The sequence below is a fragment of the Streptomyces sp. Rer75 genome (assembly GCF_013414305.1).
In the GTDB taxonomy this organism is placed as follows: Bacteria; Actinomycetota; Actinomycetes; order Streptomycetales; family Streptomycetaceae; genus Streptomyces; species Streptomyces himastatinicus.
The window spans coordinates 5,640,976-5,664,878 of the sequence record NZ_CP058693.1 but is presented as its reverse complement, the minus strand read 5'-3'; the positions used below and the strand labels follow the sequence as shown (position 1 = coordinate 5,664,878).

The window sequence follows — 23,903 nt, the reverse complement described above, 5'->3', positions numbered from 1 at the left end:
CGGGGTGCCCGGGGGTGGCCGGAAACAGCTCAACGCCCTCCGGGCCAGCGGCTGCTGGCCCGGAGGGCTTGGAAGAGTGTGCGGAGTGTGAGGATCCTTACACCGGGTTACGCGCCGACGCGCGAACCGTCCTGCGTGGACGCGCTGGGCGAGGAGGAGGTGGACGAGGCGTCCTCCTGGCTCTGGCTCGCCGCCAGCCGTTCCTTGGCCCGGTCCACGCGCTCGGCGACCTGCACCGCCATCGCCTCGCGCTGCTTGCGCAGCAGGACGAAGCTGAGCGGGGCGGAGACGATCAGCGCGAGCAGCACGACCCAGAACAGGTTGGAGGCGCCGAGGCCCGCGGGGACCACGCGGAAGTAGACCAGGGCCCACATGACCAGAAAGCAACCGGCGAAGATCCCCAGGCGCATGCCGGTGTAGCGGAACGTGGCGCTCGACTTGAGTGACACGGCGGGGTCCTCTTTCTGCTGGAAGTTCCTGCCCTCCCAGTGAATCACGTCCGGTTTCTGATCAATTCAGCGGTAGCCACATGGTGACGTCGTCGCGGAAGTCGTCGTCCGCGACCTTGATCGCCCCCGGTACCCGGCCGACCTCCTTGTAGCCGCACGACGCGTAGAACTGGTCCACCCCGGTGCCGCCCCGGCAGGTGAGCCGTATCCCCCGGATGCCGTCCATCCCGCGGGCGGCGTCCTCCACGGCGGCCATCAGTTCGCGGCCGTATCCCTTGCCCTGGTGGGAGGGGTGGACCATGACGCTGTAGAGCCAGCACCAGTGCCGCATCAGCCGGTGGGTGTTGAGGGTGAAGAAGGCGGTCGCGGCCGCCGCGCCGGTCTCGTCCCGGCCGACGAGCAGCCGGGTGCGCCCCTCCGCCATCGCGGTGAGGTGCTTGATCAGCTCGGGCCGTATGTCCTCCGTGGTCACCGGCGGTACGAAGCCGACGGCGCCGCCCGCGTTCGAGACGTCGGCCCAGAGCGTACGGATCGAGTCGAGCAGCTCAGGGGTCGTCTCGGGGTCGAGGTCGAACGTCAGCGGCATGCCGCTGACGATACCGAGCCCCCGTACGGCTCAGCGCAGGGCCTCCGCCACGACCCTCAGGTCCGACACCAGGCCCCGGTAGGCCGCCTCGCGGTCGTCGGTCCGCAGCACGGCGGACGGGTGGATCGTGGCGAGCACCTCGTGGCCGTCCAGCGCGGGGCACGGCAGCAGCATCCCGCGCTGCTTGGTCACCCGGAACGACGGCCCCAGCAGCGCCTTTCCGGCGGTCGCGCCGAGAGCCACGATCACCTCGGGGTCGATCACGTGCACCTCGGCGGCCAGCCAGGGGCGGCAGGCGGTCATCTCGCGCAGGCTGGGCGGCTTGTGGATGCGCCGTTTGCCGCGCTCGGGGACGACCGTGAACTTGAAGTGCTTGACGGCGTTGGTGATGTACGTCTCGTCCGGGTCCACCCCGGCCTCGTCCAGCGCCCGGGTCAGCACCCTGCCCGCGGGCCCGACGAACGGCTTGCCCTGCCGGTCCTCCTGGTCGCCGGGCTGCTCGCCGACGAGGACGACGCGGGCGTCCGGGGCGCCCGCGCCGAACACGGTCTGACTGGCCTCGCGGTGCAGCGGACAGCCGCGGCATCCGGCGGCCGCCTCCCGGAGCGCGTCCAGGCCGGCGCCGCCGGGCACGAAGGGCTCGGCCGTGTAGGCGTCCTCGGGAGCCGTACCGGAGCTCATGCGCCCCGGGTACCCGCCGGACCGGCCCTCAGACGGTCACACCCGCATCGGCTGCGGCGACTCGCGCCGGGCCGGGTCCGGGCCCTCGTACTCGCGGATGGTCTCGTACCGGGTGTTGCGCTCCACCGGCCGGAAGCCCGCGTCCCGGATCAGGTCGAGCAGATCGTCGCGGGTCAGCTTGTTCGGCGTGCCGTAGTTGTCCGCGTCGTGCGTGATCTTGTACTCGACGACCGAGCCGTCCATGTCGTCCGCGCCGTGGTTGAGGGCGAGCTGCGCGGTCTGCACCCCGTGCATCACCCAGAAGACCTTGACGTGCGGGACGTTGTCGAACAGCAGCCGGGAGACCGCGAAGGTCTTCAGCGCCTCCGCACCGGTCGCCATGGAGGTGCGCGCCTGAAGCCGGTTGCGGATCTTGCCGTCCTGCATGTCCACGAAGTCGTGCTGGTAGCGCAGCGGGATGAAGACCTGGAAACCGCCGGTCTCGTCCTGGAGCTCACGCAGCCGCAGCACGTGATCCACCCGGTGCCGGGGCTCCTCGATGTGCCCGTACAGCATGGTGCACGGGGTCTTGAGGCCCTTCTCGTGCGCCAGCCGGTGGATGCGCGACCAGTCCTCCCAGTGGGTGTCGTGGTCGACGATGTGCTGCCGGACCTCCCAGTCGAAGATCTCCGCGCCGCCGCCGGTCAGCGACTCCAGACCGGCGTCGATCAGCTCGTCCAGGATCTCGGACGCCGACATCCCGGAGATCTTCTCGAAGTGGTGGATCTCGGTGGCGGTGAACGCCTTCAGCGACACCTCGGCGGGCAGCGCCTCCTTGAGCGCCTTCAGCGACCGCGGGTAGTAGCGCCAGGGCAGGGTGGGGTGCAGCCCGTTGACGATGTGCAGCTCGGTGAGCTTGTCGTTCTCCATCGCCTTGGCGAGGCGGACGGCCTCCTCGATGCGCATCGTGTACGCGTCCTTCTCCCCCGGCTTGCGCTGGAAGGAGCAGTAGGCGCAGGACGCGGTGCACACGTTCGTCATGTTGAGATGACGGTTGACGTTGAAGTGGACGACGTCGCCGTTCTTGCGGGTGCGCACCTCGTGGGCGAGCCCGCCCAGCCAGGCCAGGTCGTCGGACTCGTACAGGGCGAGGCCGTCCTCACGGGTGAGCCGCTCCCCCGCGAGTACCTTCTGCTCCAACTCCCGCTTGAAACCCACATCGTGTGTCGCTGCGCTCATGCGACGGCCGCCTCCCATGCGTCTGGCCCTACGTCGTCGTGCCGGTGTCGGCCTCCGCCGAGACTACGCCTCGACGTCCTCCGGAAGTTCGCCGACCCGGTTCTCCCACTTGGTCGACAGCACGATCGTGGAACGCGTCCGGGCGACGCCCTTGGTCCCGGACAGCCTGCGGACGGTGCGCTCCAGGCCGTCCACGTTCGAGGCGCGCACCTTGAGCATGTACGAGTCGTCGCCCGCGATGAACCAGCAGTCCTCGATCTCGGCGAGGTCGCGCAGCCGCTGCGCCACATCCTCGTGGTCGGCGGCGTCGGAGAGCTGGAGGCCGATGAGGGCGGTGACGCCGAGGCCGAGGGAAGCCGCGTCCACGGTCGCGCGATAGCCCGTGATCACCCCGGCCGCCTCCAGGCGGTTGATCCGGTCCGTGACGCTGGGCCCGGAGAGGCCGACGAGCCTGCCGAGCTCCGCGTACGAGGCCCTGCCGTTCTCCCGCAGGGCCTGGATGAGCTGCCTGTCCACCGCGTCCATATGCCGTGCGCCTTCCATTATTCAGGGTTAGAGCGTCATTACATGTAGAATCTAAGGCATCAGGACCACAAGTCCTGCAAATCATCTAGGCGTTCGGCCTGTTACCTCAGGAGATGAGAACTCACCGTGTACACGATCGAAGGTCTTGAAGCCCGCATGATGGAGCTGCGGGAACTGGCCGGCCGCTCGCGTGCCGTGGTCCGCACCCCCGACCGCCCCGCATCCCGCACGGCCCGCCGCGCGGCCGTCGTCGCGGCCCGTGCCGCCCGCGCCAGGAAGCGCTGGACGCGCTAGGGGGCGCCTTGCCGATCATGCTGGGCTCCCGACGCCTGGCACCCGGCCCGGGACATCCCCTGGGGGGTGTCTTGCCGATCATGCCGGGCTCCCGACGCCTGGCACGGCACCTCGCGGCGCCGCGCTCGTCGCACGCAGCGCCGCTGCGCTCTCCTCGCGCGACTTGCGATGCACCGCACCAGACGCCGCTCGCTGATCCGGCCTGATCGACAAGACACCCCCTAGCCGGTTTCCGGTCCCCGGTCTCCACCGAGTTCCCCCTCCCACCGGCGGTACAGCTTGTGCGGCACCCCCACCGCGTCCAGCGTCCGCCCCGCGACGAAGTCCACCAGATCCTGGATGTGCGTCGCCCCCGCGTAGAACGCCGGCGAGGCGGGCAGCACCACGGCGCCCGCCTCGTCCAACGTCACCAGGTGCCGCAGGGTCTGCCCGTTCAGCGGGGTCTCCCGCACCGCCACCACGAGCGGGCGCCGCTCCTTGAGCGTCACGCTCGCGGCCCGCTGGAGCAGGTCCTTCGAGAGGCCCAGCGCGACCCCGGCCACACACGCGGTGCTCGCGGGGACGATCAGCATCCCCTTGACGTCGTAGCTGCCCGAGGACGGCCCGGCGGCCAGGTCCCCGGCCGCCCAGTGGGTCACGTCCGCCGAGTCCACGGGCACGTCGAAGGCGTCGGGCGTACCGTCCGCGCCGCGCGCCAGCCAGCGGCGCAGATCCTCCCGCCAGTGCGCGTCCCGGAATCCGATCCCCGTCTCGTCCAGCAGCGTCAGCCGCGAGGCGCGGCTGATGACCAGATCGACCGCCTCCCCCGCGTGCAGCAGCGCGCGCAGCACCGAGGCGGCGTACGGCGTCCCGGACGCGCCGGACACACCGACCACCCAGGGCCGGCGTCTGCTCACTTCTTCGTGCGGCCTGTTCGGCCCGTGCGGCGGCTCCACACACCGAGCCTATCCGGCGGGTCTCACGGGCCGAGGCCCCGCACCACCAGGTCGAGCAGAGCGCAGCAGAACAGGGCGATTCCGATGAAGCCGTTCACCGTGAAGAAGGCGCGGTTCAGGCGGGAGAGATCGTCCGGGCGCACGATGGTGTGCTCGTACGCGAACGCCGCCGCCACGATCACCAGCCCCAGCCAGAAGAAGACCCCGGCGCCGGTCGCCAGCGCGTACCAGACCAGCAGCAGCGTGGTGATCACATGGCAGGCGCGCGCCCCGTGGAGCGCCCCCGCGATGCCGAAGCGCGCCGGTACCGACCGCACCCCGTGCGCCCGGTCTGCGGCCACGTCCTGGCAGGCGTAGATCAGGTCGAACCCGCCGATCCAAATGCCGATCGCGAGGCCGAGGATGACCGCGTCCCACGACCACTCCCCGGTGACCCCGATCCAGGCCCCGACCGGGCCCATGGCCTGGGCGAGGCCCAGGATGGCGTGCGGGAAGTCGGTGAACCGCTTGCCGTACGGATAGACCACCATCGGCACGATCGCGACCGGCGCCAGGGCCAGGCACAGCGGGTTGAGCGCCGCGGCGGCGCCCAGGAAGACGACGAGCGCGACCAGCGCCCCGGTCCAGGCGGTGCGCACCGAGACCGCGCCGGTGACCAGCTCCCGGGAGGCGGTCCGGGGGTTCCGCGCGTCGATCTCGCGGTCGATGATCCGGTTGGCGGCCATCGCGAAGGTGCGCAGGCCCACCATCGCGACCGTGATCAGCAGCAGCCGGATCCAGTGGACGTGCTCGTCCCACAGCTGCATCGCGGTCAGCGCGGCGATGTACGCGAAGGGCAGCGCGAAGACGGAGTGCTCGATCATGACCAGGCGCAGAAAGGCCCTGGTGCGGCCGGGCTGCGGTACAGCGGCGGCGGCGGAACTCACAGCCCGTACTCCTTCCAGCGTCGGGTCACCCGATCGGCTACCTCCGGATCGGACTCGACCATGTGCGGCCAGCCGCCGTCGCGCGTGTAGCCCTCCTCGGGCCACTTGGCGGTGGCGTCGATGCCCGCCTTGCCGCCCCAGAACTGCTGGTACGAGGCGTGGTCGAGATGGTCGACGGGACCCTCGACCACGGTCAGATCGCGGGCGTAGTCGGTGTTCCCCAAAGCGCGCCAGGACACCTCGTGCAGATCGTGGACGTCACAGTCGGCGTCGACCACGACGATCAGCTTGGTCAGCGACATCATGTGGGCACCCCAGATGGCGTGCATGACCTTCTGCGCGTGCTTGGGGTACTTCTTGTCGATCGAGACGATCGCACAGTTGTGGAAACCGCCCGACTCGGGGAGGTGGTAGTCCACGATGTCCGGGATGATGATCTTGAGGAGCGGGAGGAAGAACCGCTCGGTGGCCCGCCCCAGCGGCCCGTCCTCGGTCGGCGGACGGCCCACCACGATCGACTGGAGCAGCGGGCGGGACCGCATCGTCACACAGTCGATGGTCAGCGCCGGGAACGGCTCCTGCGGCGTGTAGAAGCCGGTGTGGTCGCCGAACGGGCCCTCCGGCAGCATCTCCCCGGGCTCCAGCCAGCCCTCGATGACGACCTCGGCGGCGGCCGGGACCTGGAGCGGCACCGTCTTGCAGTCGACCATCTCGATCCGCCGCCCCTGCACGAACCCCGCGAACAGGTACTCGTCGATGTCACCGGGGAGCGGCGCCGTCGACGCGTACGTCACGGCGGGCGGCGCGCCGAAGGCGATCGCGACCGGCAGCTTCTCCCCGCGCCGGGCCGCGACTTGGTAGTGGTTGCGGCTGTCCTTGTGGATCTGCCAGTGCATGCCGATGGTGCGGCGGTCATGGCGCTGGAGGCGGTAGAGGCCGAGGTTGCGCACCCCGGTCTCCGGGTGCTTGGTGTGGGTGAGGCCGAGGTTGAAGAACGAGCCGCCGTCCTCGGGCCAGGTGAACAGCGCCGGGAGCGCGTCGAGATCGACGTCGTCGCCGGTCAGCACCACCTCCTGGACGGGTGCCTCCTTCACCTTCTTCGGCGGTACGTGCGCCATGGAGCCGAGCTTGCCGAACGCCTCGCGCAGCCCGACGAAGCCCTGCGGCAGCTCGGGCTTGACCAGGCCGCCGATCTTTTCGCTGATGTCGTCGTACGAGCGCAGGCCCAGGGCCTTGAGGAGCCGGCGGTCCGTGCCGAACACGTTCATGGCCAGCGGCATCGCCGCGCCCTTGACGTTCTCGAAGAGCAGCGCGGGACCGCCCGCCTTGTTGACGCGGTCGACGATCTCGCCGATCTCCAGATACGGATCGACTTCGGCCTTGACGCGCTTGAGGTCGCCTTCCCTGTCGAGCGCCCGCAGAAAGGAACGAAGATCGTCATAAGCCATGCGTCCCAGTATCCGGTACGCACTACCCTGGTCCCGTAACTGGGGCCCGCTCGACCGGCCCCGAACACCACACGCAGGGGGATCGCCTCATGCTCCGGGTGCTGATGATCCTGGTGCCGCTGGCACTCAGCATCTACGCGTTCATCGACTGCATCACCACCGAAGAGCAGGACGTCCGCTACATCCCCAAGCCGCTGTGGGCGATCCTCGTCCTGCTGTTCCCGGTGGTGGGATCCATCTCCTGGCTGCTCGTGGGCCGCAAGCGGGCCACGGCGGCCGAGACCCGGCGCACTTGGGTCGCCCCGGACGACAACCCGGAGTTCCTGAAGTCCCTGGGCGAGCGGCGCGACCGGCCGGAGGGGCCGGAGGACGGCGACGAGAAGCTGCCGCGGGGGCGCGACGAGGAGCTGCTGAAGGACTGGGAGGCGGATCTGCGCCGCCGGGAGGAGGAGCTGCGCCGCAAGGGCGAGGGCCCGGACGACACGCCGCCGCCCGCGGCGTCCTGAGACGGCGCGGGCGGCGGGGGCTGAGCCTCCGGGTCAGACTCCCGCGTAGGAGTGCTTGCCGGTGACGAAGATGTTGACGCCGTAGTAGTTGAACAGGTAGCAGGCGAAGGCGATCAGCGCGAGGTACGCGGCCTTGCGGCCCTTCCAGCCCGCGGTGGCCCGGGCGTGCAGGTAGCAGGCGTAGGCGACCCAGGTGATGAACGACCAGACCTCCTTGGGGTCCCAGCCCCAGTAGCGGCCCCAGGCCGCCTCGGCCCAGATCGCGCCCGCGATGATCGTGAAGGTCCACAGCGGGAAGACCGTGGCGTTGATGCGGTACGCGAACTTGTCCAGCGACGCCGCCGACGGCACCCGCGCCAGCACGGACTTGACGGCCTGGCCGTACTGCTTGCCCTCCGGGTTCTCCAGCTGCGCCTCGTAGCGGTCGCGGAAGAGGTAGAGCAGCGTGGAGACGGCCCCCATGTACAGCGAGGCGCCGGAGATGATCGCGCAGCTGACGTGGATCCACAGCCAGTACGAGTGCAGGGCCGGAACCAATTGGTCGCTGTCGGTGTACAAGACAGAGACAGCGAGTCCGAGGTCGAGGAGGACCGTGGTGACCAGGGGCAGACCGATCCAGCGCACGTTCTTCTTCAGCGCGAGCAGCACGAGGTACGTGGCGACCGCGACCATGCCGAACGTCGTGGAGAACTCGTACATGTTGCCCCAGGGCGCGCGCTGTACGGACAGCGCGCGGGTGAGGACACCACCGGCATGAGTGAGGAACGCCAGCACGGTGAGGCCCACCGCGATCCGGCCGTAGACATCGCCCTGCTCGGTGCCGCCCGAGGCGCCCGGCCCGTCCGGGACGTCACGGCTGCCCGGGGCGGACCGGGTGATGACCTTCGGCCGCTCCAGCACGGCGGTGCCGCCGCCCTTCTCGGCCGTCTGCACCGTCACCGAGGCCCGGTCGGAGGCCGCGGTCTCGGTGGTGATCGCGGCGGCGGTGCGGCCGACGGCGCTGCGGCTGCCGAAGACCCACTCGGCGATATGGGCGAGGAAGGCGAGGGTGTAGACCGCCATCGCCGTGTAGATCAGCACATTGCTGTAATGAGCGAGATTCTCGTTGACTGCGGCCGCGAGGTTCACGCGCGCGCTCCTTCTGCGGGATCTGCGGGGTCTACAGGCTCTGCGGTATCGCCGGGCTTCTCGGGATCCGCGGGAGGCGCGTCCGTCTGTAGCCGGACGGCCAGTTCGGCCAGCTCCTCGGGGAGCTTGGCGTATTCGCTGCGGCCGAGCCCGGCCATCTCGACGACGGTCGCGCCGTCGTCGCCCTTCACCGCCCGGACCCAGACCCGGCGGCGCTGGATGAACAGCGAGCCGACCAGGCCCACCAGGGCCGCCACGGCGCCCAGCAGGGCGGTCTGGTCGCCCGGCTTGTGCGAGATCTGGAAGCTGGCCCAGCTCTTGACGCCGTCAAAGGTCAGCGTTCCCTCACCGTTCGGCAGCTTCATGGTGTCGCCCGGCGCGAGCGCCCGCGCGAACTTGGTCTTCCCGTCGGGCTCCAGGAACTGCTTCATCCGCGACTTGTCGAGCTGGTACACGCTCTGCGGGGTACCGCCGTCGATGCCGAGGCTGCCGTGGTAGGCCGTCAGCACCAGCGCCGGATTGTCCAGCGCCGGGAACTGGGAGAACATGCCCTTGCTGCGCACCCAGGTCGGCAGGAACTGCCCCTGGTACGCGACCTGGTCCCGCTTGCCGTTCTTGTCACGGTAGTCACCGAGCTTGATCACCATGCTCTCGGTGAGGTTGGCCCCGTCGATCGGCAGCCCGACCACCGGCCCCTGATGCACCACGTCGCCCTGGCCGTCCCGGACCGTGACGACAGGCGAGTAGCCGTGGTTCAGCAGGAAGACCTTGTAATTCTGGATCTCCAGCGGCTTGTTGACCTTGATCGAGGTCTTGCGGGCGGCCCCGTCCACCCCGTCCCAGTAGGTGACGTCGGCGCGGAAGGTGCGCGGCGTGCGCATCTGGGGTCCGCTGCGCTCGTAGGTCGCGTGGAAGCGGTCCAACTGGAAGCTGAAGGGCGCCAGGTCGTCGCTCTGGAACAGCTGCCCCGTCTTGATGTCGTCGTACTGGGTCAGGCTGTTGGAGAAGCCGCCGCCCTCGGTGATCAGGCTGCTGCCCTCGGTCTTCCACAGCTGGCCCGCGGCGAAGGAGAGCAGCAGCACGATCAGCGCGGCGTGGAACAGCAGGTTGCCGACCTCGCGCAGGTAGCCCTTCTCGGCGGCGACCGCGTTCCCCGTGAGCTGGCTGCGGAAGCGCCTCCCCTTCATGATCCGCTGCGCCGCCTCCAGCACCTTCTCCGGCTCGGCGTCGCTGCGCCAGGTGGTGTAGGCGGGAAGCCGGGTGAGCCGGCGCGGGGCGGCCGGCGGGCGGCCGCGCAGCTGGCCCACGAACTGCCAGGTGCGCGGCACGATGCAGCCGATGAGCGAGATGAACAGCAGGATGTAGATCGCCGAGAACCACACCGAGCTGTAGACGTGGAACAGCTGGAGCTTCTCGTAGATCGGGGTGAGGGTGGGGTGCTTGTCCTTGAAGTCCTGGACCTTGAGCGCGTCGATGCTGGTCTGCGGCACCAGAGAGCCCGGGATCGCGCCCAGGGAGAGCAGGAAGAGCAGCAGCAGCGCGACCCGCATCGAGGTCAGCTGCCGCCAGAACCACCGCGCCCAGCCGAGCGGCCCCAGCGAGGGGACGTTGATCTCCTCGGCGGGGGCGGTGGACAGCTGCGACCCCGCGGCGCCCAGCTCGCGCTCCTCCGCGCCGCCCGCGCCGCTGTCGGCCGCCTGCTCGGCCGTCTTCGCGGCCGCCTGCCCAGCCGCCTTCTCGGCCGCGGAGTCGGTATCGGTGGTGGACATGGATCAGATCCCAACGTTGAAGCTCTGAGCCCAGCTCTGCGTGTCGCTCATGATGGCGTCCCAGACACCCGTGAGCAGCAGCACCCCCAGGGCGATGAGCAGACCGCCACCGGTCCGCATCACCCACACGTAGTGCTGTTTGACCCAACTGAAGGCGCCCAGCGCGCGCCGGTAGGCCACCGCGACGGCGACGAACGGCAGCCCGAGCCCGACGCAGTACGCGACGGTCAGCAGAGCGCCGCGCCCCGCGCTCCCCTCATTGAACGCGAGCGCCTGGACGGCGGTGAGGGTGGGTCCCAGGCACGGCGTCCAACCGACGCCGAACAGGGCGCCCAGCACCGGCGCCCCCGCCAGCCCCATCGTGGGCGTGATGTGGAAGCGGAACTCCCGCTGTCCGAAGCCCTTCAGCAGCCCCATGAAGGCCAGGCCCATCACGATCGTGACGGCCCCGAGGACCTTGGAGAGGGTCTCCTTGTGCTCCTGGAGCGTCCAGCCGAAGTGGCCGAACAGCGCGCCGCCGGAGACGAAGACCGCGGTGAAGCCGAGTACGAAGAGCGAGGCGCCCGCGACCATCCGGCCGCGTCTGGCCTCCGCCAGATCCGTACCGGTGATCCCGGTGACGTACGACATGTAGCCCGGCACCAGGGGCAGCACACAGGGGGAGAAGAAGGAGACCAGTCCGCCGAGGACGGCGATCGGCAGGGCGAGCAGCAGCGCCCCGGTCAGCACGGTCTCATTCGCACCGGTGGCGGCGAGCGTAGTCACAAGAGGTCACTTCTCCGCGATGAGCGGGTCGAGCATCTTGCGCACGCTGTCCTCGCTGAGCGGAGTGAGCGCGCGGGCCGCGATCTTGCCGTCCCGGTCCAGCACGATGGTCGACGGGATGGCCTGCGGGTTGAGGCTGCCCTTGGGGAAGCGCAGCATCAGCTTGCCGATCGGGTCGTACAGGCTCGGGTAGTCGACCTTGAACGCCTTCTCGAACCTGAGCGCGGGGGCTCGGTTGCTGTCGCGCGTATTGATCCCGATGAACTGGACGCCCTTGGCCTTGGTGTCCTTGGCGACCTTGGCGAGGTTCGGGGCCTCGGCCCGGCAGGGCGCGCACCAGGAACCCCAGACGTTCAGGACGACGATCTTGCCCTTGTAGTCGGCCACGTCGAGCGGCTTGTCCTCGAGGGTCTTGCCGGACAGCTGGGGAGCGTCCTGGCGGTCCCCCTTGGGCACGGTGTCGACGCCGCCCTTGCCCTGCACGAACTTGGTATCGGCGGATCCGCCCGAGGTGCCGCCGCTACCGCAGGCGGAGAGGGACAGCGCGGCAACCGCGGCCCCGGTGGCCAGCACGGTTGCGCGACGGCAGGTCGCGAGGCGCCGAGGGGCGCGGCAGGCACTCATGTGAAAAGTTTCGCATGGCCCATTTGCGGATCTTCGCCACCCCCCTCGACCCCCTGCGGAGCGGGACGGTCAGCTGCCGCCGGCGGTCCACGCCTGGCCCACACCGAACCCCTGAAGATCCGCGAGCACCTCCGGGTCCTGCGCGTCCAGCCAGTCCGTGAGCTGTTTGAAGGACACCAGCCGCACGTCCTTGTTCTTCTCGTCGGCCATGTGCTTCAGCGCTTCCTCGACGGCGTCCATATAGATGCCGCCGTTCCACTGCTCGAAGTGGTTGCCGATGAAGAACGGGGCGCGATTGGTCTCGTACGCCCGCTGGAAACCGGCGATGTACGCGTCGGTGGCCTGCTTGCGCCAACCCGGGTAGTTGGCGGGCGGCGCTTTCGTGGAATTCTGCGACTGGTTCGCCAAGACGTTGTAATCCATCGAGAGCACCTCGAAGGAATGGCCGGGGAAGGGAATCTGCTGGAGCGGATAGTCCCACAGCCCCATCTTCTTCGACGGCCACACCTGGCGACCGCCGGGCGAACTGGCGTCATAGCGCCAGCCGAGCTTACGGGCGGTCGGCAGCAGATTCTGCTGCCCGAGCAGACAGGGAGTGCGCCCGCCGATCAGTTCCTCGCGGTAATCGAAGGGCAGCGGATCGACATCCTTGAATCCGGTGTTCGTACGCCACTGCGTCACGAACGACACGGCCTGCTCGACCTCCGACTCCCACTGGGCGGACGTCCAGTTGGCGACGGTGCCGCGGCCGGAGCAGAAGTGGCCGTTGAAGTGGGTACCTATCTCATGGCCCTCCAACCAGGCCAGACGCACGTTCTCCAGCGTCGCCTTGATGTGGTCGTCTGTGAGATAGCCGATGTCGGAGGCGCCCACCGGGTTGTTCGGCGGCTTGTACAGCGACTTCTTCGACTCGGGGAGGCAGTAAAGCCCGGAGAGGAAGAACGTCATGGTCGCGCCGTGATCCTTGGCGAGCTTCCGGAAACGCGGGAAGAGGCCGTTGCCGACCTCTCCCGCGCCGTCCCAGGAGAAGACCACGAACTGCGGCGGCTTCTGCCCCCGCTCAAGACGCTCCGGCTCGGGATCCTTCGGCCGGTTCACCCCACGGGAAGTTGAACCGTCACCGATCGGCTTTGCCTGCGCCGTCCTCTTCGGCGCCGCCTTACCCGACCCCGATGACGAACAGCCGACAGCGGTCAGTGACGCGACCGCCCCCATACCAAGACCGAGGATCCCCCTCCGGCTGACCTCACGCATAGCGTCCTCAATTCGCACTCGCCGTACTGGTTGTCCGGGCCACGGACGACCTTTGAGATGGCGAGACGAATAGCGGGGTTCCGAACGGACGCGGTCAATTACAGTCCCGGCACAATATCCCGGGAACGATTACCCCATGCGATGAGACGCCTACAGCGCGCTGGCTATGCGCCGAACGCCTTTGAGGCCCCCTTCACCGGCTTGGCACCCGCGAGGAGATGAGCGGGAACGAGATCACGGGCCGGTTCGCTGTAGCCGATCGACACGATCTTGTCGCCGCGGTAGGTGAAGGTGGTGAGGCTGGCCAGGGTGCACTGCCGCTTGCGCGGGTCGTGCCACAGCCGCCGCCGCTCCGCGAAGCTGCGCACGATCCAGATCGGCAGCTGATGGCTGACGCAGACCGCCTCGTGCCCGCGGGCGGCGTCGCGCGCCGCGCCCAGCGCCCCCATCATCCGCACCACCTGGTCGATGTACGGCTCGCCCCAGGAAGGGCGGAAGGGGTTGGTGAGATGACGCCAGTTGGCCGGCCTGCGCAGCGCGCCGTCGCCCACCCCGAAGGTCTTCCCCTCGAAGGCGTTCGCCGCCTCGATCAGCCGCTCGTCGACGGCCACGTCCAGACCGTGCGCCTTGCCGATCGGCTCGGCCGTCTCCTGGGCCCGCTCCAGCGGGGAGGCGACGACATGGGTGATGTCGCGCTCAGCGAGGTGCTCGGCGACCCGGTCGGCCATGCGGCGGCCCAGCTCGGACAGGTGGTAGCCGGGCAGGCGCCCGTACAGGACGCCCTCCGGGTTCTCCACCTCGCCGTGGCGCATCACGTGGACGACGGTGATGTCGTTCTCGCTCTGTGTCATGTCACCCATCATTCAGTCGCCTCGGCGGCGGCCCGCGCCGCCCCCGGCAGAGCCTCCGCCACCCGCTCCAGCGCCCGCTCGTCATGGGCCGTCGAGAGGAACCACGACTCGAAGGCCGACGGCGGCAGATAGACGCCCTGGGACAGCATCGAGTGGAAGAAGGGGGTGAAGCGGAACGCCTGCTGCGCCTTCGCCTTGGCGTAGTCCGTGACGTCCTCGTCGGTGAAGAAGACCGTGAACATGCTGCCCGCGTTCTGCACGCGGTGCACGACGCCCGCCTTGGCCAGCGCCTCGGTCACCAGCGCCCGCAGCTGAGCGGAGGCCGCGTCGACTCGTCCGTACGCCGCGTCGTCCAGCAGCCGCAGCTGCGCCACACCGGCCGCCGTCGCGATCGGGTTCCCGGACAGGGTGCCCGCCTGGTAGACCGGACCGGCCGGGGCGAGCTGCGCCATCACATCGGCGCGGCCGCCGAAGGCCGCAGCCGGGAAGCCGCCGCCCATGACCTTGCCGAAGGTCATCAGATCGGGTACGACCCCGTCGAGCCCGAACCAGCCGGACCTGGAGACCCGGAAGCCGGTCATGACCTCGTCGGAGATGAAGAGCGCGCCGTTGTCGGCGCACAGCTCCTTCAGGCCCGCGTTGAACCCGGGCAGCGGCGGGACCACGCCCATGTTGCCCGGCGAGGCCTCGGTGATCACACAGGCGATCTCGCCCGGGTGTGCGGCGAACGCCGCCCGCACCGCCTCCAGGTCGTTGTACGGCAGCACGACGGTCTCCCCCGCCTGCGCGCCCGTCACGCCGGGGGTGTCCGGCAGCCCGAAGGTCGCCACCCCGGACCCGGCCGAGGCCAGCAGGGCGTCCACATGGCCGTGGTAACAACCCGCGAACTTGATCACCTTGGGGCGGCCGGTGAACCCACGGGCCAGCCGGATCGCCGACATCGTCGCCTCGGTGCCGGACGACACCAGGCGCACCTGCTCGACGGGGCCGACGCGGGCCACGATCTCCTCGGCGAGTTCGACCTCGCCCTCGCCGGGCGTGCCGAACGACGTACCACGGGCGACGGCGGCCTGCACGGCCCCGATCACCTCGGGGTGCGAATGGCCGAGGATCATCGGTCCCCACGAACACACGAGGTCGACGTACTCGCGTCCGTCGGCATCGGTGAGGTACGGACCGTCACCGGACACCATAAAGCGGGGCGTACCTCCGACGGCGCGGAAAGCCCGGACCGGAGAGTTCACGCCGCCGGGCGTCACGACGGCCGCGCGATCGAAAAGCGTCTGCGAAACTGGGGCTGCGTACGGATAGCTCACGCAAGCCATGTTGTCAGAGGGTGACGGAGTCCTGCCGCCGGGAGTTTCACAACGCCGACGCGGGGGAGGTCTCAGTCATATTGATCAGTTTGATCAGGTCGCAATGATCGGGTTGCGCGGCGGTGGCTGCGAGTGGTCGGGTGGAGATATGCATCGCGGTGGCGAACTGGGTGAAGGGACTGACGATCGAGGCCCCGAGCGTGCCCGCCCCGGACGCCATCGGCGAGAAGACGCGGGCAGGGCAAGCAGGAGCGGGGGCCGCATGGGGGTGACCTACAAGTACTTCGGCGCGCCCGACGGGGCCACCGCCGCCCGGGTCCCCATCTCCATGCGCCCCGAGGAGCTCGGCGGCGACGAGCTGGGCCACGGCATGTTCACCAAGATCAAGCCGGAGACGGTGGCCGCGATGGTCCTCACGGGCATCGAGGGCGTGCCCCTGCACAAGGTGCCCCCGCTCGAACTCGTCGTCCTGCACCCGGACTACGCCGTCGTCAAGCTGCCGATGACCGCCGTCGACCCGCTGCGCGGCGTCGGCGAGGAGGCGGTGGGCGCCGCGGCCTTCATCTGGTCCACGGTCCCGGACCGCGGCGGCCCGCGCGATGCCTTCCTGGTCTACCAACTGCTCCACGAGTGGCAGGACTTCAGCCACCGCCTGCACGAGGCGGGCCACCAGCCGTACTGCCTGGTCTGGCCCTGACCCGTGCCCTTCTAGCCTTCCCCCATGCTCATCGCACGCTCCGTCATCCTGTTCGTCCTGGCCGCCCTCCTGGAAATCGGAGGCGCCTGGCTGGTCTGGCAGGGTGTGCGCGAGCACAGGGGATGGGCTTGGATCGGCGCCGGGATCGTCGCTCTCGGCGCCTACGGTTTCGTGGCCACGCTCCAGCCGGACGCGAACTTCGGCCGCATCCTCGCGGCGTACGGCGGCGTCTTCGTCGCCGGATCACTCGCCTGGGGCATGGTCGCCGACGGCTACCGGCCCGACCGCTTCGATGTCATCGGTGCGTTGATCTGCCTGGCCGGAGTCGCCGTCATCATGTACGCGCCTAGAAGGTGAGCGGGCGGCCGTGGTGAGCGTGGTCGCCGTTGTCCTGCTCCTGGGTTGAGCTGAGGACGCAGCCGGTGTCCGGGTCGATCAGCACCCGGGTGATGGTGTGGTCGCACTCGACGTCCACGGCCCACACCTGGTGCTTCTCGCCGTTCTTGTGGTGCGGGTCCTGCTGCTTGTGGTCCTGCTGCTTGTGGTGCGGGTCCTGCTGCTTGTGGTCGCCCCGCTGCTTGTCGCCGTGGCGCTGCGGGTCCCGGTGCTGCTGGTCCTTGCGGTGACCGTCCTTGCGCGGGTCGCCCTTGCGGTGGTCGTCGTGACGGGGGTCGGCGTGACGGGGGTCGTCGTGACGGGGGTCGTCCTCGGGGCAGTCGTCCACCAGCTCGGCGCTGACGGCCTGGCCGGAGACCTCGCACTCGGCGATCTCCACGGCCCGCTGAAGCGTCACCGGTCCGCTCTGCGCGGCGGCGGCGGCGGTGGCGGTGGCGTGGTTCTGGTGGGCGTGGGGGTCCTTGGCCGCGTGGTCGTCCTTGCGGACGTGGTCGACCTTGCGGACGTGGTCGACCTTGCGGACGTGGTCGTCCTTGCGGGCGTGGTCGTCCTTGCGGGCGTGGTCGTCCTGGTGGTCGCCGTGGACGGACGGGGCGCCGAAACGGTCCTGCGGCATCGCGGCGGCGGACTGCTGGGCCACCTCGGGCTGCGCCACCTCGGCCTGGGCCGGCTCGGCGTACTGGGCCATGCCGCGCTGCTGGTAGCCGTGGCCCTGCGGGGCGCTGTTCTCGCGCTGCCAGCGGTTCGGCCGGTTCGGCCGCTCCGGCCGACCGTTCGGCCGAGCGATCTGGCCCTCGTGGGCGACGGCATGACCGTTGGCCGCTTGGCCGTTGGCGGCCTGGCCGTTGCCGTACCAGCCGTTGCCCGACTGACCGTTGGCAGCGTGGCCGTTCGCGGCTTGGCCGTTGGCAGCCTGCCCATTGCCGGTCCAGCCGTTACCCGACTGACCGTTGGCAGCGTGGCCATTGGCAGCGTGGCCATTGCCGTTCTGACCATTGCCGTACCAGCCGTTGCCGGACTGGCCGTTGGCGTGGTGTCCGTTGTCGTGCTTAGCGTTGCCGTTCAGGCCGTTGGCGTCGTGTCCGTTGTCGTGCTTAGCGTTGCCGTTCAGGCCGTTGGCGTCGTGTCCGTTGTCGTGCTTGGCGTTGCCGTTCAGGCCGTTCGCGTGGTGTCCGTTGTCGTGCTGGCCGTTCGCATGGTGTCCGTTGTCGTGCTGGCCGTTCGCGTGGTGTCCGTTGTCGTGCTTGGCGTTGCCGTTCAGGCCGTTCGCGTGGTGTCCGTTGTCGTGCTTGGCGTTGCCGTTCAGGCCGTTCGCGTGGTGTCCGTTGTCGTGCTGGCCGTTCGCGTGGTGTCCGTTGTCGTGCTGGCCGTTCGCGTGGTGTCCGTTGTTGTGCTTGCCGTTGTCGTGCTTCTGCTGGTTGTTGGCGTGCTGGTGGTCATCCCCATGGTTGCGGTCGCCGTGCCGCTCCTGGTCCTGGGGACATGCGGAGGTCGACGTCGAGTGCGAGCCCGGCGCGGTGCCCGCGGCCCACGCGACCGACGGAGCGCCGGCCACCAGAGCCGCCGCCGCGAGGGCACCGGCAGAGGCGACGCCCCAGCGACGGAAGGACTGACGGGACCGGTACAGCATTCTGTTCTGATGGGTCATGACCTGTATTCACTCCTTGGGGCATGCGAGAGTCCGAGACCGGCGGCGCGCCGGACGCAGTGCACCCTTCCCCGGGGCCATGAGCGGATAGCGGTTTCCGATCTTCAGTCCCCCGATCGGCCGCAGATCAGAAGGTCATATCCTGCGTATGGATCACGGTGCGGTTTCCCTACCGCGCTGACGCAGGCCACGTCGCCACAGGAGGGTCGATGACCACCCGTACCGCAGTCATCACCGGTGCCAGCAGTGGGATCGGGGCGGCAACCGCCCGCAGGCTCGCCGCGGCCGGATTTCGCGTCGTCCTGGCCGCGCGCCGCAAGGAGCGGATCGAGGCGCTGGCCGCGGAGCTGACGGAGGCGGGGCACGAGGCCGTGCCGTACGTCCTGGACGTCACCGACCGGGACGCCGTGGCCACTTTCGCCGATCACTTCGACCGTTGCGACGTCCTGGTCAACAACGCGGGCGGGGCCATCGGCGCCGAGACCGTCGCGGCCTCCGACCCGGCCGACTGGCGTGCGATGTACGAGGTCAACGTGATGGGCGTGCTCCAGGTGACGCAGGCCCTGCTGCCCGCCCTCGTCGCCTCCGGCGACGGCACGATCGTGGTGCTGTCCTCCACGGCGGGCCACATCCAGTACGAGGGCGGCGGCGGTTACGTGGCCGCCAAGCACGGCGCGCACGCGATCGCGGGCACGCTGCGGCTGGAGCTGTGCGGCGAGCCGGTGCGGGTGATCGAGATCGCGCCGGGCATGGTCATGACGGACGAGTTCGCGGTGAACCGGTTCCGCGGGGACGAGGGCCAGGCCGCCGCCGTCTACGAGGGCGTGGCCGAGCCGCTGACCGCCGACGACGTCGCCGACACGGTCGCCTGGACGGTCACCCGGCCCTCCCACGTCAACATCGACCTGATGGTGGTCCGCCCCCGCGCCCAGGCCGCCCAGCACAAGGTCCACCGCGAGCGCTGAGCGGCCGGGGGCGTTGAGCGGCAGGGGGCGCGGGAGGGGCGTCAGCCCTTGACGCAGACGACCTGCTTGAGCCGGGCCACCACCTCGACGAGGTCCCGCTGCTGGTCGATGACCTTCTCGATGGGCTTGTAGGCCCCCGGGATCTCGTCCACGACGCCGGAGTCCTTACGGCACTCCACGCCCCGCGTCTGCTCCTCCAGGTCCTGCGTCGAGAAACGCTTCTTCGCCTGGTTCCGGCTCATCTTGCGGCCGGCGCCGTGCGAGGCCGAGTTGAAGGACGCCTCGTTCCCCAGGCCCCGGACGATGTACGAACCGGTGCCCATCGAGCCGGGGATGATCCCGTAGTCGCCGCGGCCCGCACGGATGGCGCCCTTCCGGGTCACCAGCAGGTCCATGCCCTCGTACCGCTCCTCGGCCACGTAGTTGTGGTGGCAGGAGATGACCGGCTCGAAGACCGGCCGGGCCTTCGCGAACTCCTTGCGCACGACGTCCTGGAAGAGCGACATCATGATCGCGCGGTTGTACTTGGCGTACTCCTGCGCCCAGAACAGATCGTGCCGGTAGGCGGCCATCTGCGGGGTGTCCGCGATGAAGACGGCCAGATCGCGGTCGATCAGATCCTGGTTGTGCGGCAGTCCGCGGGCCTGGCCGATGTGGTACTCGGCCAGCTCCTTGCCGATGTTGCGGGAACCGGAGTGCAGCATCAGCCAGACCGAACCCTCGTCATCGAGACACAACTCGATGAAGTGGTTGCCCGATCCGAGCGACCCCATCTGCTTCACGGCCCGCTCCTGGCGGAACTTGACCGCCTCGGCCACTCCCCCGAACCGCCCCCAGAAGTCGTCCCATCCGGTGGTCCGGAACCCGTGCAGCCGCCCCGGGTCGACCGGGTCGTCGTGCATCCCCCGGCCCACCGGAATCGCCTGCTCGATCTTGGACCGCAGCCGCGACAGATCGCCCGGCAGATCGTCCGCGGTGAGCGACGACTTGACCGCCGACATCCCGCAGCCGATGTCCACGCCGACCGCCGCCGGGCACACGGCCCCGTGCATCGCGATCACCGAGCCGACGGTGGCGCCCTTTCCGTAGTGCACGTCCGGCATCACGGCCAGGCCCTTGATCCACGGCAGCGTCGCCACGTTCCGCAGCTGCTGCATGGCCCCGCCCTCGACCGTCGCGGGGTCCGCCCACATCCGGATGGGGACCTTCGCCCCGGGCACCTCGACATACGACATGTTTTACTCATTCCCCCGCTAAAGACCGAAAACGCAAAAACCGGGCCCATAGCCCATTCACGACGGCCGACCGGCAGACGCGGCGGCCCGTGCGGTACACATTGTCTCCAGCCATCGCCTACGGGCGGCAAGCAGTTTTCGCTCGAAGGGACACGGATAGTGCAGCCAGCGCAGCGAACGGCCCGTGGACGGCGCGCCACCCCGGCCGCCGCCCTGCTCATCGCCGTGCTCGCCGCCGCGGGACTCAGCGGATGCACCGGCTCCGACTCGAAGCCGGGTGCGGACGACAGCTCCTCCGACGACTCCGGTACGGCGGTCTCGGCCGAGCCGGGCCGCTACGACACCCTCCCCGAGGCGTGCGGCGCCGTGAGCCCCAAGACCCTGCGCAGACTGCTGCCCGGCGGCACCGCGGACGACAAGGCGTACGACGGCCAGGCGACCGTGACGTACGACATAGACCGGCGCGACGGCTGCCGCTGGAAGGTCGCGACGCCGAGCGGCACCCGCTATCTGACGCTGGACTTCGAGCGCGTCGTCTCGTACGACCCGTCCGTGAGCGACGACGACCGGGCGCTGGAACTGTACGAGAAGAAGGCGGTCGCCGCGGACATCCCGGACGCCCCGCCCTCGTCCTCCCCCGGCGCCTCCAGCGAGGACGAGGACGAGGACCAGCCGGGCGGCGACGACGCGTCCGCCTCCTCGTCACCCGGCTCGGACGCCAGTGGATCAAGCGGGTCGAGCGCGCCGAGCGAATCGAGCGGGCAGGGCAGCGCGAGCCCGGAGAGCAGCGAGAGCGGCGCCGGGAGTGAGAAGGGCAACACCGGCGGGAACGGCGGCACGGGCACCCCGAGCGCGGGCGACGATGAGGGCACCGCAAGCGACGGGGACACGCCGGAGAACCCGGACGCCACCGCCCCGCGTCGCCTCGACGACCTCGCCGACGACGCGTTCCTCAATGACCAGCTGATCACCAAGGACTCCGGAATCCACCGCGACATCACGGTCGTTTTCCGGTCCTCGAATGTGATTGCCACCATTGAGTACGACGAGTGGTCGACCAACAAAACGGACATTCCCGAAAGCGAAGAACTCCAGGAGAACGCCGAAGACTTGGCCCAGGAGCTGACCGGGCGTCTCACCGAATAGCGAGCCGGGCCGCCCCAGGGCGGGAGACCTCGGGGATTGGGCCGCCCGCGATCGGCCGCGTACCGTGCCGGTAATGACGCGGGCGGTACCACCGCCCATCGACAGAGATTGAGCGAAGGAACCATGCACCGTTCAGCCCCGCGACTCGCCCGAATACTCGCCTGCGCGACCGTGCCGGTCATGCTCGTCGCCGGCTGCTCCTCCGGATCTGATGACAAGAAGGACGCGGAGAGTTCGTCGAGACCCTCCTCACCCAGTGCGTCGCCGTCCGTCGCGGCGGCAAAGTTCAGCAAGCTCCCCGATGTGTGCTCGGCCCTGTCGGGCAAGACCATCGAGGAGCTGGTGCCCAAGGCGAAGACCAAGAAGGGCAAGGCCCTTCCCTCCGGCGACACCAACACCTCCGCCACCTGCCTGTGGAACGGCCTCGACGGCTTCAAGTACCGCTCGCTGTCCCTCTCCCTGAAGCTCTTCGACTCCGACGCGGGGCTCGGCACGGGCGACAAGCGCGCCCAGGACTACGCCACCCAGCAGGCGAGCAAGGCATCCTCCGGGGACGGGCTGAAGAACCCCAAGACCGAGCAGGCGGCCATCGGTGACGCGGCGACCACCGTCCGTACCGAGGAGAAGCGGGACGGCGACGACTTCCGGAACCAGACGGTCGTCGCCCGGACCGCCAACGTCGTAGTGACGATCGAGTACGACGGCGCGGGCTACGAGACCGAGAAGACGCCGGACGCCGCCAAGCTGATGGAGGACGCCAAGTCCGCGGCCAAGGAGGTCGTCGAATCCGTCGAGAAGGGCGGCGACGGCGCTGGTGGCGGCCAGGACTCCCCGAGTTCCGGCGGCTCCAAGTCCGCCGACAAGTCCAAGGATTCGAAGGGCTCCGAGGGCTCCAAGGGCGGCGCCTAGCCGTCTCCGCCGCACCCTTCCCGTCCGTGGCGATTGACGTGTATGCGACCCTGGGCGCGCTGCATGCCAAGGCTTATCGCCAAGGACGGGGAGGGATCGCGGGTGGCCGCGATGCAACTGACAAGAACGCATCGAATACTGATCGGCGTGGTCGTCGCCGGGGCGGTGGTGATCGCCGCGATCGGCTTCGCGGGGTCCTACTCCGCGGTCCGCGACCTCGCCGAGAAGAAGGGCTTCGGCGCCTTCGCCAACGTCTTCCCCATCGGGATCGACGCCGGGATCTGCGTCCTGCTGGCCCTGGATCTGCTGCTGACCTGGATCCGCATCCCCTTCCCGCTGCTGCGCCAGACCGCGTGGATGCTCACCGCGGCGACCATCGCCTTCAACGGCGCCGCCGCCTGGCCGGACCCGATCGGCGTCGGCATGCACGGCGTCATCCCGGTGCTCTTCGTGGTCTCCGTCGAGGCCGCCCGGCACGCGATCGGCCGGATCGCCGACATCACCGCCGACCGGCACATGGAGTCGGTCCGCATCGTCCGCTGGCTGCTGGCGCCGATCCCGACCTTCCGGCTGTGGCGCCGGATGAAGCTGTGGGAGCTGCGCAGCTACGACGAGGTCATCCAGCTGGAGCAGGACCGGCTGGTCTACCAGACCCGGCTCCAGGCCCGCTACGGGCGGCAGTGGCGCCGCAAGGCCCCGGTGGAGGCGCTGATGCCGCTGCGGCTGGCGCGCTACGGGGTGCCGCTGTCGGACACCGCCCCGGCGGGGCTCGAGGCGGCCGGGCTGGAGGCGAGCGCCTTCTCCCCCGCCGCGCTGCCGTCGGGCACCGCGGGGGGCGGGGCCGGGCGGACGCCGGACACGGCGTACCCGGGGGTGCAGCCGGGCGTCCAAGGCGCGGCCCATGGGCAGCCCGGCGTCTATGGCGCGGCCCATGGGCAGCCGGGCGTCTACGGGGCGGCCGACGGCACCGGCTTCGGCGCCGTTCCCGGGCAGCAGCAGCCGCCGCAACCGCAGCAGCCGCAGGAACTGCCGCTCTCGCTGCCGCTGCCGGTGTACCAGCAGCCGACAGGTCAGGACCACGACGGCCGGGGCGCCGTCCCGTTCGACCCCACCGCCGCTTCCCATCCGACGCAGCACGAGCAGCCCCAGCAACCGGTGCAGCCCGAGCAGCCGGGTGGGCCCCAGCAGCCCGGGCAGCCGCAGGTCACCGTGCCGGTCGGCCCCAACCGGGTCCGTCAGCTCGGCGGCCAGGGCGTGGGGAACGCCCAGGGCGCGTACGTCCCGGAGCAGCGCGGCCAGGAACAGCGCGGCCAGGAACAGCCGTACGTCGAGCACGAGCAGCCGGGTGCGCCCGCCGCGGCGGCGATGCCGGACGACGTCCCGCGCGACGAGGTGTTCTACGCGACCTACCGCCAGTACCTCGCCGACAACGGACGCTTCCCCTCCGCGTACCAGTTCGGGCAGCGGCTGCGGGAGGCGTACGGCGTCGCCGACCTCAGCAACGACGAGCTGACCGGCTATGTGAACGACTACAAGGACCGCTACCGCACGGAGATGCAGGCGGAGCACATCCCGTAGAACGCAGGATCAGGGCCTTGAGGAACGGCGTGAGCCGGGCGGGGCCGCGGGCCC

At 69.8% G+C, this 23,903-nt stretch carries 25 protein-coding genes; 8 read left to right on the top strand and 17 right to left on the bottom strand.

The genetic code is table 11. The features are described 5' to 3' along the window. Positions 1-107: 107 nt before the first annotated feature. The 5 genes from HYQ63_RS24270 to HYQ63_RS24250 all read right to left on the bottom strand — a co-directional run bounded on the left by HYQ63_RS24270 (position 108) and on the right by HYQ63_RS24250 (position 3,459). Positions 108-449 carry a DUF4229 domain-containing protein gene (locus tag HYQ63_RS24270; RefSeq protein ID WP_179935850.1) on the bottom strand — a complete coding sequence of 114 codons (342 nt, stop codon included), beginning with the start codon at positions 447-449 and terminating at the stop codon, positions 108-110. 61 nt (positions 450-510) lie between these two features. After that, positions 511-1,035: a GNAT family N-acetyltransferase gene (locus tag HYQ63_RS24265; protein WP_179935848.1), complete on the bottom strand. Its 525-nt coding sequence runs from the start codon at positions 1,033-1,035 to the stop codon at positions 511-513. Between the two features lie 30 nt (positions 1,036-1,065). Beyond that, positions 1,066-1,716, bottom strand: a complete 651-nt coding sequence (locus HYQ63_RS24260) for a UdgX family uracil-DNA binding protein (RefSeq protein ID WP_179935846.1) — start codon at positions 1,714-1,716, stop codon at positions 1,066-1,068. A gap of 36 nt (positions 1,717-1,752) precedes the next feature. Then, positions 1,753-2,934 (bottom strand): aminofutalosine synthase MqnE, encoded by a 1,182-nt coding sequence (mqnE, locus tag HYQ63_RS24255; protein ID WP_009715990.1) that lies wholly within the window; start codon positions 2,932-2,934, stop codon positions 1,753-1,755. A 63-nt stretch (positions 2,935-2,997) separates the two neighbouring features. Next, the gene (locus tag HYQ63_RS24250) at positions 2,998-3,459 is read right to left on the bottom strand and encodes an Lrp/AsnC family transcriptional regulator (RefSeq protein WP_257232057.1); all 462 of its coding nucleotides are present in this window, start codon (positions 3,457-3,459) and stop codon (positions 2,998-3,000) included. Between the two features lie 126 nt (positions 3,460-3,585). Between HYQ63_RS24250 and HYQ63_RS24245 the strand changes: the two genes are divergently transcribed. Continuing rightward, positions 3,586-3,753, top strand: coding sequence for a hypothetical protein (locus HYQ63_RS24245; RefSeq protein ID WP_179935843.1), 168 nt, complete (start codon positions 3,586-3,588; stop codon positions 3,751-3,753). 221 nt (positions 3,754-3,974) lie between these two features. Here HYQ63_RS24245 and HYQ63_RS24240 read toward each other — a convergent pair whose 3' ends face one another. The 3 genes from HYQ63_RS24240 to HYQ63_RS24230 all read right to left on the bottom strand — a co-directional run bounded on the left by HYQ63_RS24240 (position 3,975) and on the right by HYQ63_RS24230 (position 7,062). Then, positions 3,975-4,649, bottom strand: a complete 675-nt coding sequence (locus tag HYQ63_RS24240) for a UbiX family flavin prenyltransferase (RefSeq protein ID WP_179935842.1) — start codon at positions 4,647-4,649, stop codon at positions 3,975-3,977. A gap of 62 nt (positions 4,650-4,711) precedes the next feature. Beyond that, the gene (mqnP, locus tag HYQ63_RS24235) at positions 4,712-5,614 is read right to left on the bottom strand and encodes a menaquinone biosynthesis prenyltransferase MqnP (protein WP_179935841.1); all 903 of its coding nucleotides are present in this window, start codon (positions 5,612-5,614) and stop codon (positions 4,712-4,714) included. Further along, positions 5,611-7,062 (bottom strand): menaquinone biosynthesis decarboxylase, encoded by a 1,452-nt coding sequence (locus HYQ63_RS24230; protein ID WP_179935840.1) that lies wholly within the window; start codon positions 7,060-7,062, stop codon positions 5,611-5,613. The genes mqnP and HYQ63_RS24230 overlap by 4 nt, the downstream gene beginning before the upstream one ends. A gap of 89 nt (positions 7,063-7,151) precedes the next feature. On the opposite strand from HYQ63_RS24230, the gene HYQ63_RS24225 reads away from it, so the two are divergent. Beyond that, a complete protein-coding gene (locus HYQ63_RS24225) occupies positions 7,152-7,568 on the top strand; it encodes a PLD nuclease N-terminal domain-containing protein (RefSeq protein WP_179935839.1) in 417 nt (138 codons plus the stop codon). A gap of 33 nt (positions 7,569-7,601) precedes the next feature. Here the strand turns inward: HYQ63_RS24225 and ccsB are convergent, their stop codons facing one another. The 7 genes from ccsB to hemL all read right to left on the bottom strand — a co-directional run bounded on the left by ccsB (position 7,602) and on the right by hemL (position 15,284). After that, positions 7,602-8,696: a c-type cytochrome biogenesis protein CcsB gene (gene ccsB, locus HYQ63_RS24220; RefSeq protein ID WP_179935838.1), complete on the bottom strand. Its 1,095-nt coding sequence runs from the start codon at positions 8,694-8,696 to the stop codon at positions 7,602-7,604. Further along, complete coding sequence (locus tag HYQ63_RS24215) at positions 8,693-10,465, bottom strand: cytochrome c biogenesis protein ResB (RefSeq protein ID WP_179935837.1); 1,773 nt, start codon at positions 10,463-10,465, stop codon at positions 8,693-8,695. Before HYQ63_RS24215 ends, ccsB begins: the two co-directional genes overlap by 4 nt. Positions 10,466-10,468: 3 nt before the next feature. Continuing rightward, positions 10,469-11,230, bottom strand: coding sequence for a cytochrome c biogenesis CcdA family protein (locus tag HYQ63_RS24210; RefSeq protein ID WP_179935836.1), 762 nt, complete (start codon positions 11,228-11,230; stop codon positions 10,469-10,471). 6 nt (positions 11,231-11,236) lie between these two features. Further along, complete coding sequence (locus tag HYQ63_RS24205; protein WP_179935835.1) at positions 11,237-11,854, bottom strand: TlpA disulfide reductase family protein; 618 nt, start codon at positions 11,852-11,854, stop codon at positions 11,237-11,239. A 69-nt stretch (positions 11,855-11,923) separates the two neighbouring features. Beyond that, positions 11,924-13,108, bottom strand: coding sequence for a hypothetical protein (locus tag HYQ63_RS24200; RefSeq protein WP_179935834.1), 1,185 nt, complete (start codon positions 13,106-13,108; stop codon positions 11,924-11,926). Positions 13,109-13,272: 164 nt separating this feature from the next. Then, entirely contained in the window at positions 13,273-13,959 is a 687-nt protein-coding gene (locus tag HYQ63_RS24195) for a histidine phosphatase family protein (protein ID WP_179935833.1), read from the bottom strand. A gap of 8 nt (positions 13,960-13,967) precedes the next feature. Further along, entirely contained in the window at positions 13,968-15,284 is a 1,317-nt protein-coding gene (gene hemL / locus HYQ63_RS24190) for a glutamate-1-semialdehyde 2,1-aminomutase (RefSeq protein WP_179935832.1), read from the bottom strand. Between the two features lie 139 nt (positions 15,285-15,423). Between hemL and HYQ63_RS24185 the strand changes: the two genes are divergently transcribed. After that, positions 15,424-15,972 carry a hypothetical protein gene (locus tag HYQ63_RS24185; RefSeq protein WP_078510346.1) on the top strand — a complete coding sequence of 183 codons (549 nt, stop codon included), beginning with the start codon at positions 15,424-15,426 and terminating at the stop codon, positions 15,970-15,972. Positions 15,973-15,996: 24 nt separating this feature from the next. Beyond that, positions 15,997-16,329, top strand: a complete 333-nt coding sequence (locus HYQ63_RS24180) for a YnfA family protein (RefSeq protein WP_179935831.1) — start codon at positions 15,997-15,999, stop codon at positions 16,327-16,329. Here the strand turns inward: HYQ63_RS24180 and HYQ63_RS24175 are convergent. Continuing rightward, positions 16,319-18,016 (bottom strand): hypothetical protein, encoded by a 1,698-nt coding sequence (locus tag HYQ63_RS24175; RefSeq protein WP_179935830.1) that lies wholly within the window; start codon positions 18,014-18,016, stop codon positions 16,319-16,321. The genes HYQ63_RS24180 and HYQ63_RS24175 overlap by 11 nt on opposite strands. Before the next feature lie 209 nt (positions 18,017-18,225). Here HYQ63_RS24175 and HYQ63_RS24170 point away from each other — a divergent pair, with 209 nt between their 5' ends. Continuing rightward, a complete protein-coding gene (locus tag HYQ63_RS24170) occupies positions 18,226-18,981 on the top strand; it encodes an SDR family NAD(P)-dependent oxidoreductase (RefSeq protein WP_123103310.1) in 756 nt (251 codons plus the stop codon). 41 nt (positions 18,982-19,022) lie between these two features. Here HYQ63_RS24170 and HYQ63_RS24165 read toward each other — a convergent pair whose 3' ends face one another. Continuing rightward, the gene (locus tag HYQ63_RS24165; protein ID WP_179935829.1) at positions 19,023-20,216 is read right to left on the bottom strand and encodes an RtcB family protein; all 1,194 of its coding nucleotides are present in this window, start codon (positions 20,214-20,216) and stop codon (positions 19,023-19,025) included. Positions 20,217-20,375: 159 nt separating this feature from the next. On the opposite strand from HYQ63_RS24165, the gene HYQ63_RS24160 reads away from it, so the two are divergent. The 3 genes from HYQ63_RS24160 (at position 20,376) to HYQ63_RS24150 (ending at position 23,849) form a co-directional block, all read left to right on the top strand. Continuing rightward, complete coding sequence (locus HYQ63_RS24160; protein ID WP_257232054.1) at positions 20,376-21,362, top strand: DUF3558 domain-containing protein; 987 nt, start codon at positions 20,376-20,378, stop codon at positions 21,360-21,362. A gap of 123 nt (positions 21,363-21,485) precedes the next feature. Further along, positions 21,486-22,271 (top strand): hypothetical protein, encoded by a 786-nt coding sequence (locus HYQ63_RS24155; protein WP_179935828.1) that lies wholly within the window; start codon positions 21,486-21,488, stop codon positions 22,269-22,271. A gap of 102 nt (positions 22,272-22,373) precedes the next feature. Further along, positions 22,374-23,849: a DUF2637 domain-containing protein gene (locus HYQ63_RS24150; protein WP_373689136.1), complete on the top strand. Its 1,476-nt coding sequence runs from the start codon at positions 22,374-22,376 to the stop codon at positions 23,847-23,849. Positions 23,850-23,903 lie beyond the last annotated feature (54 nt).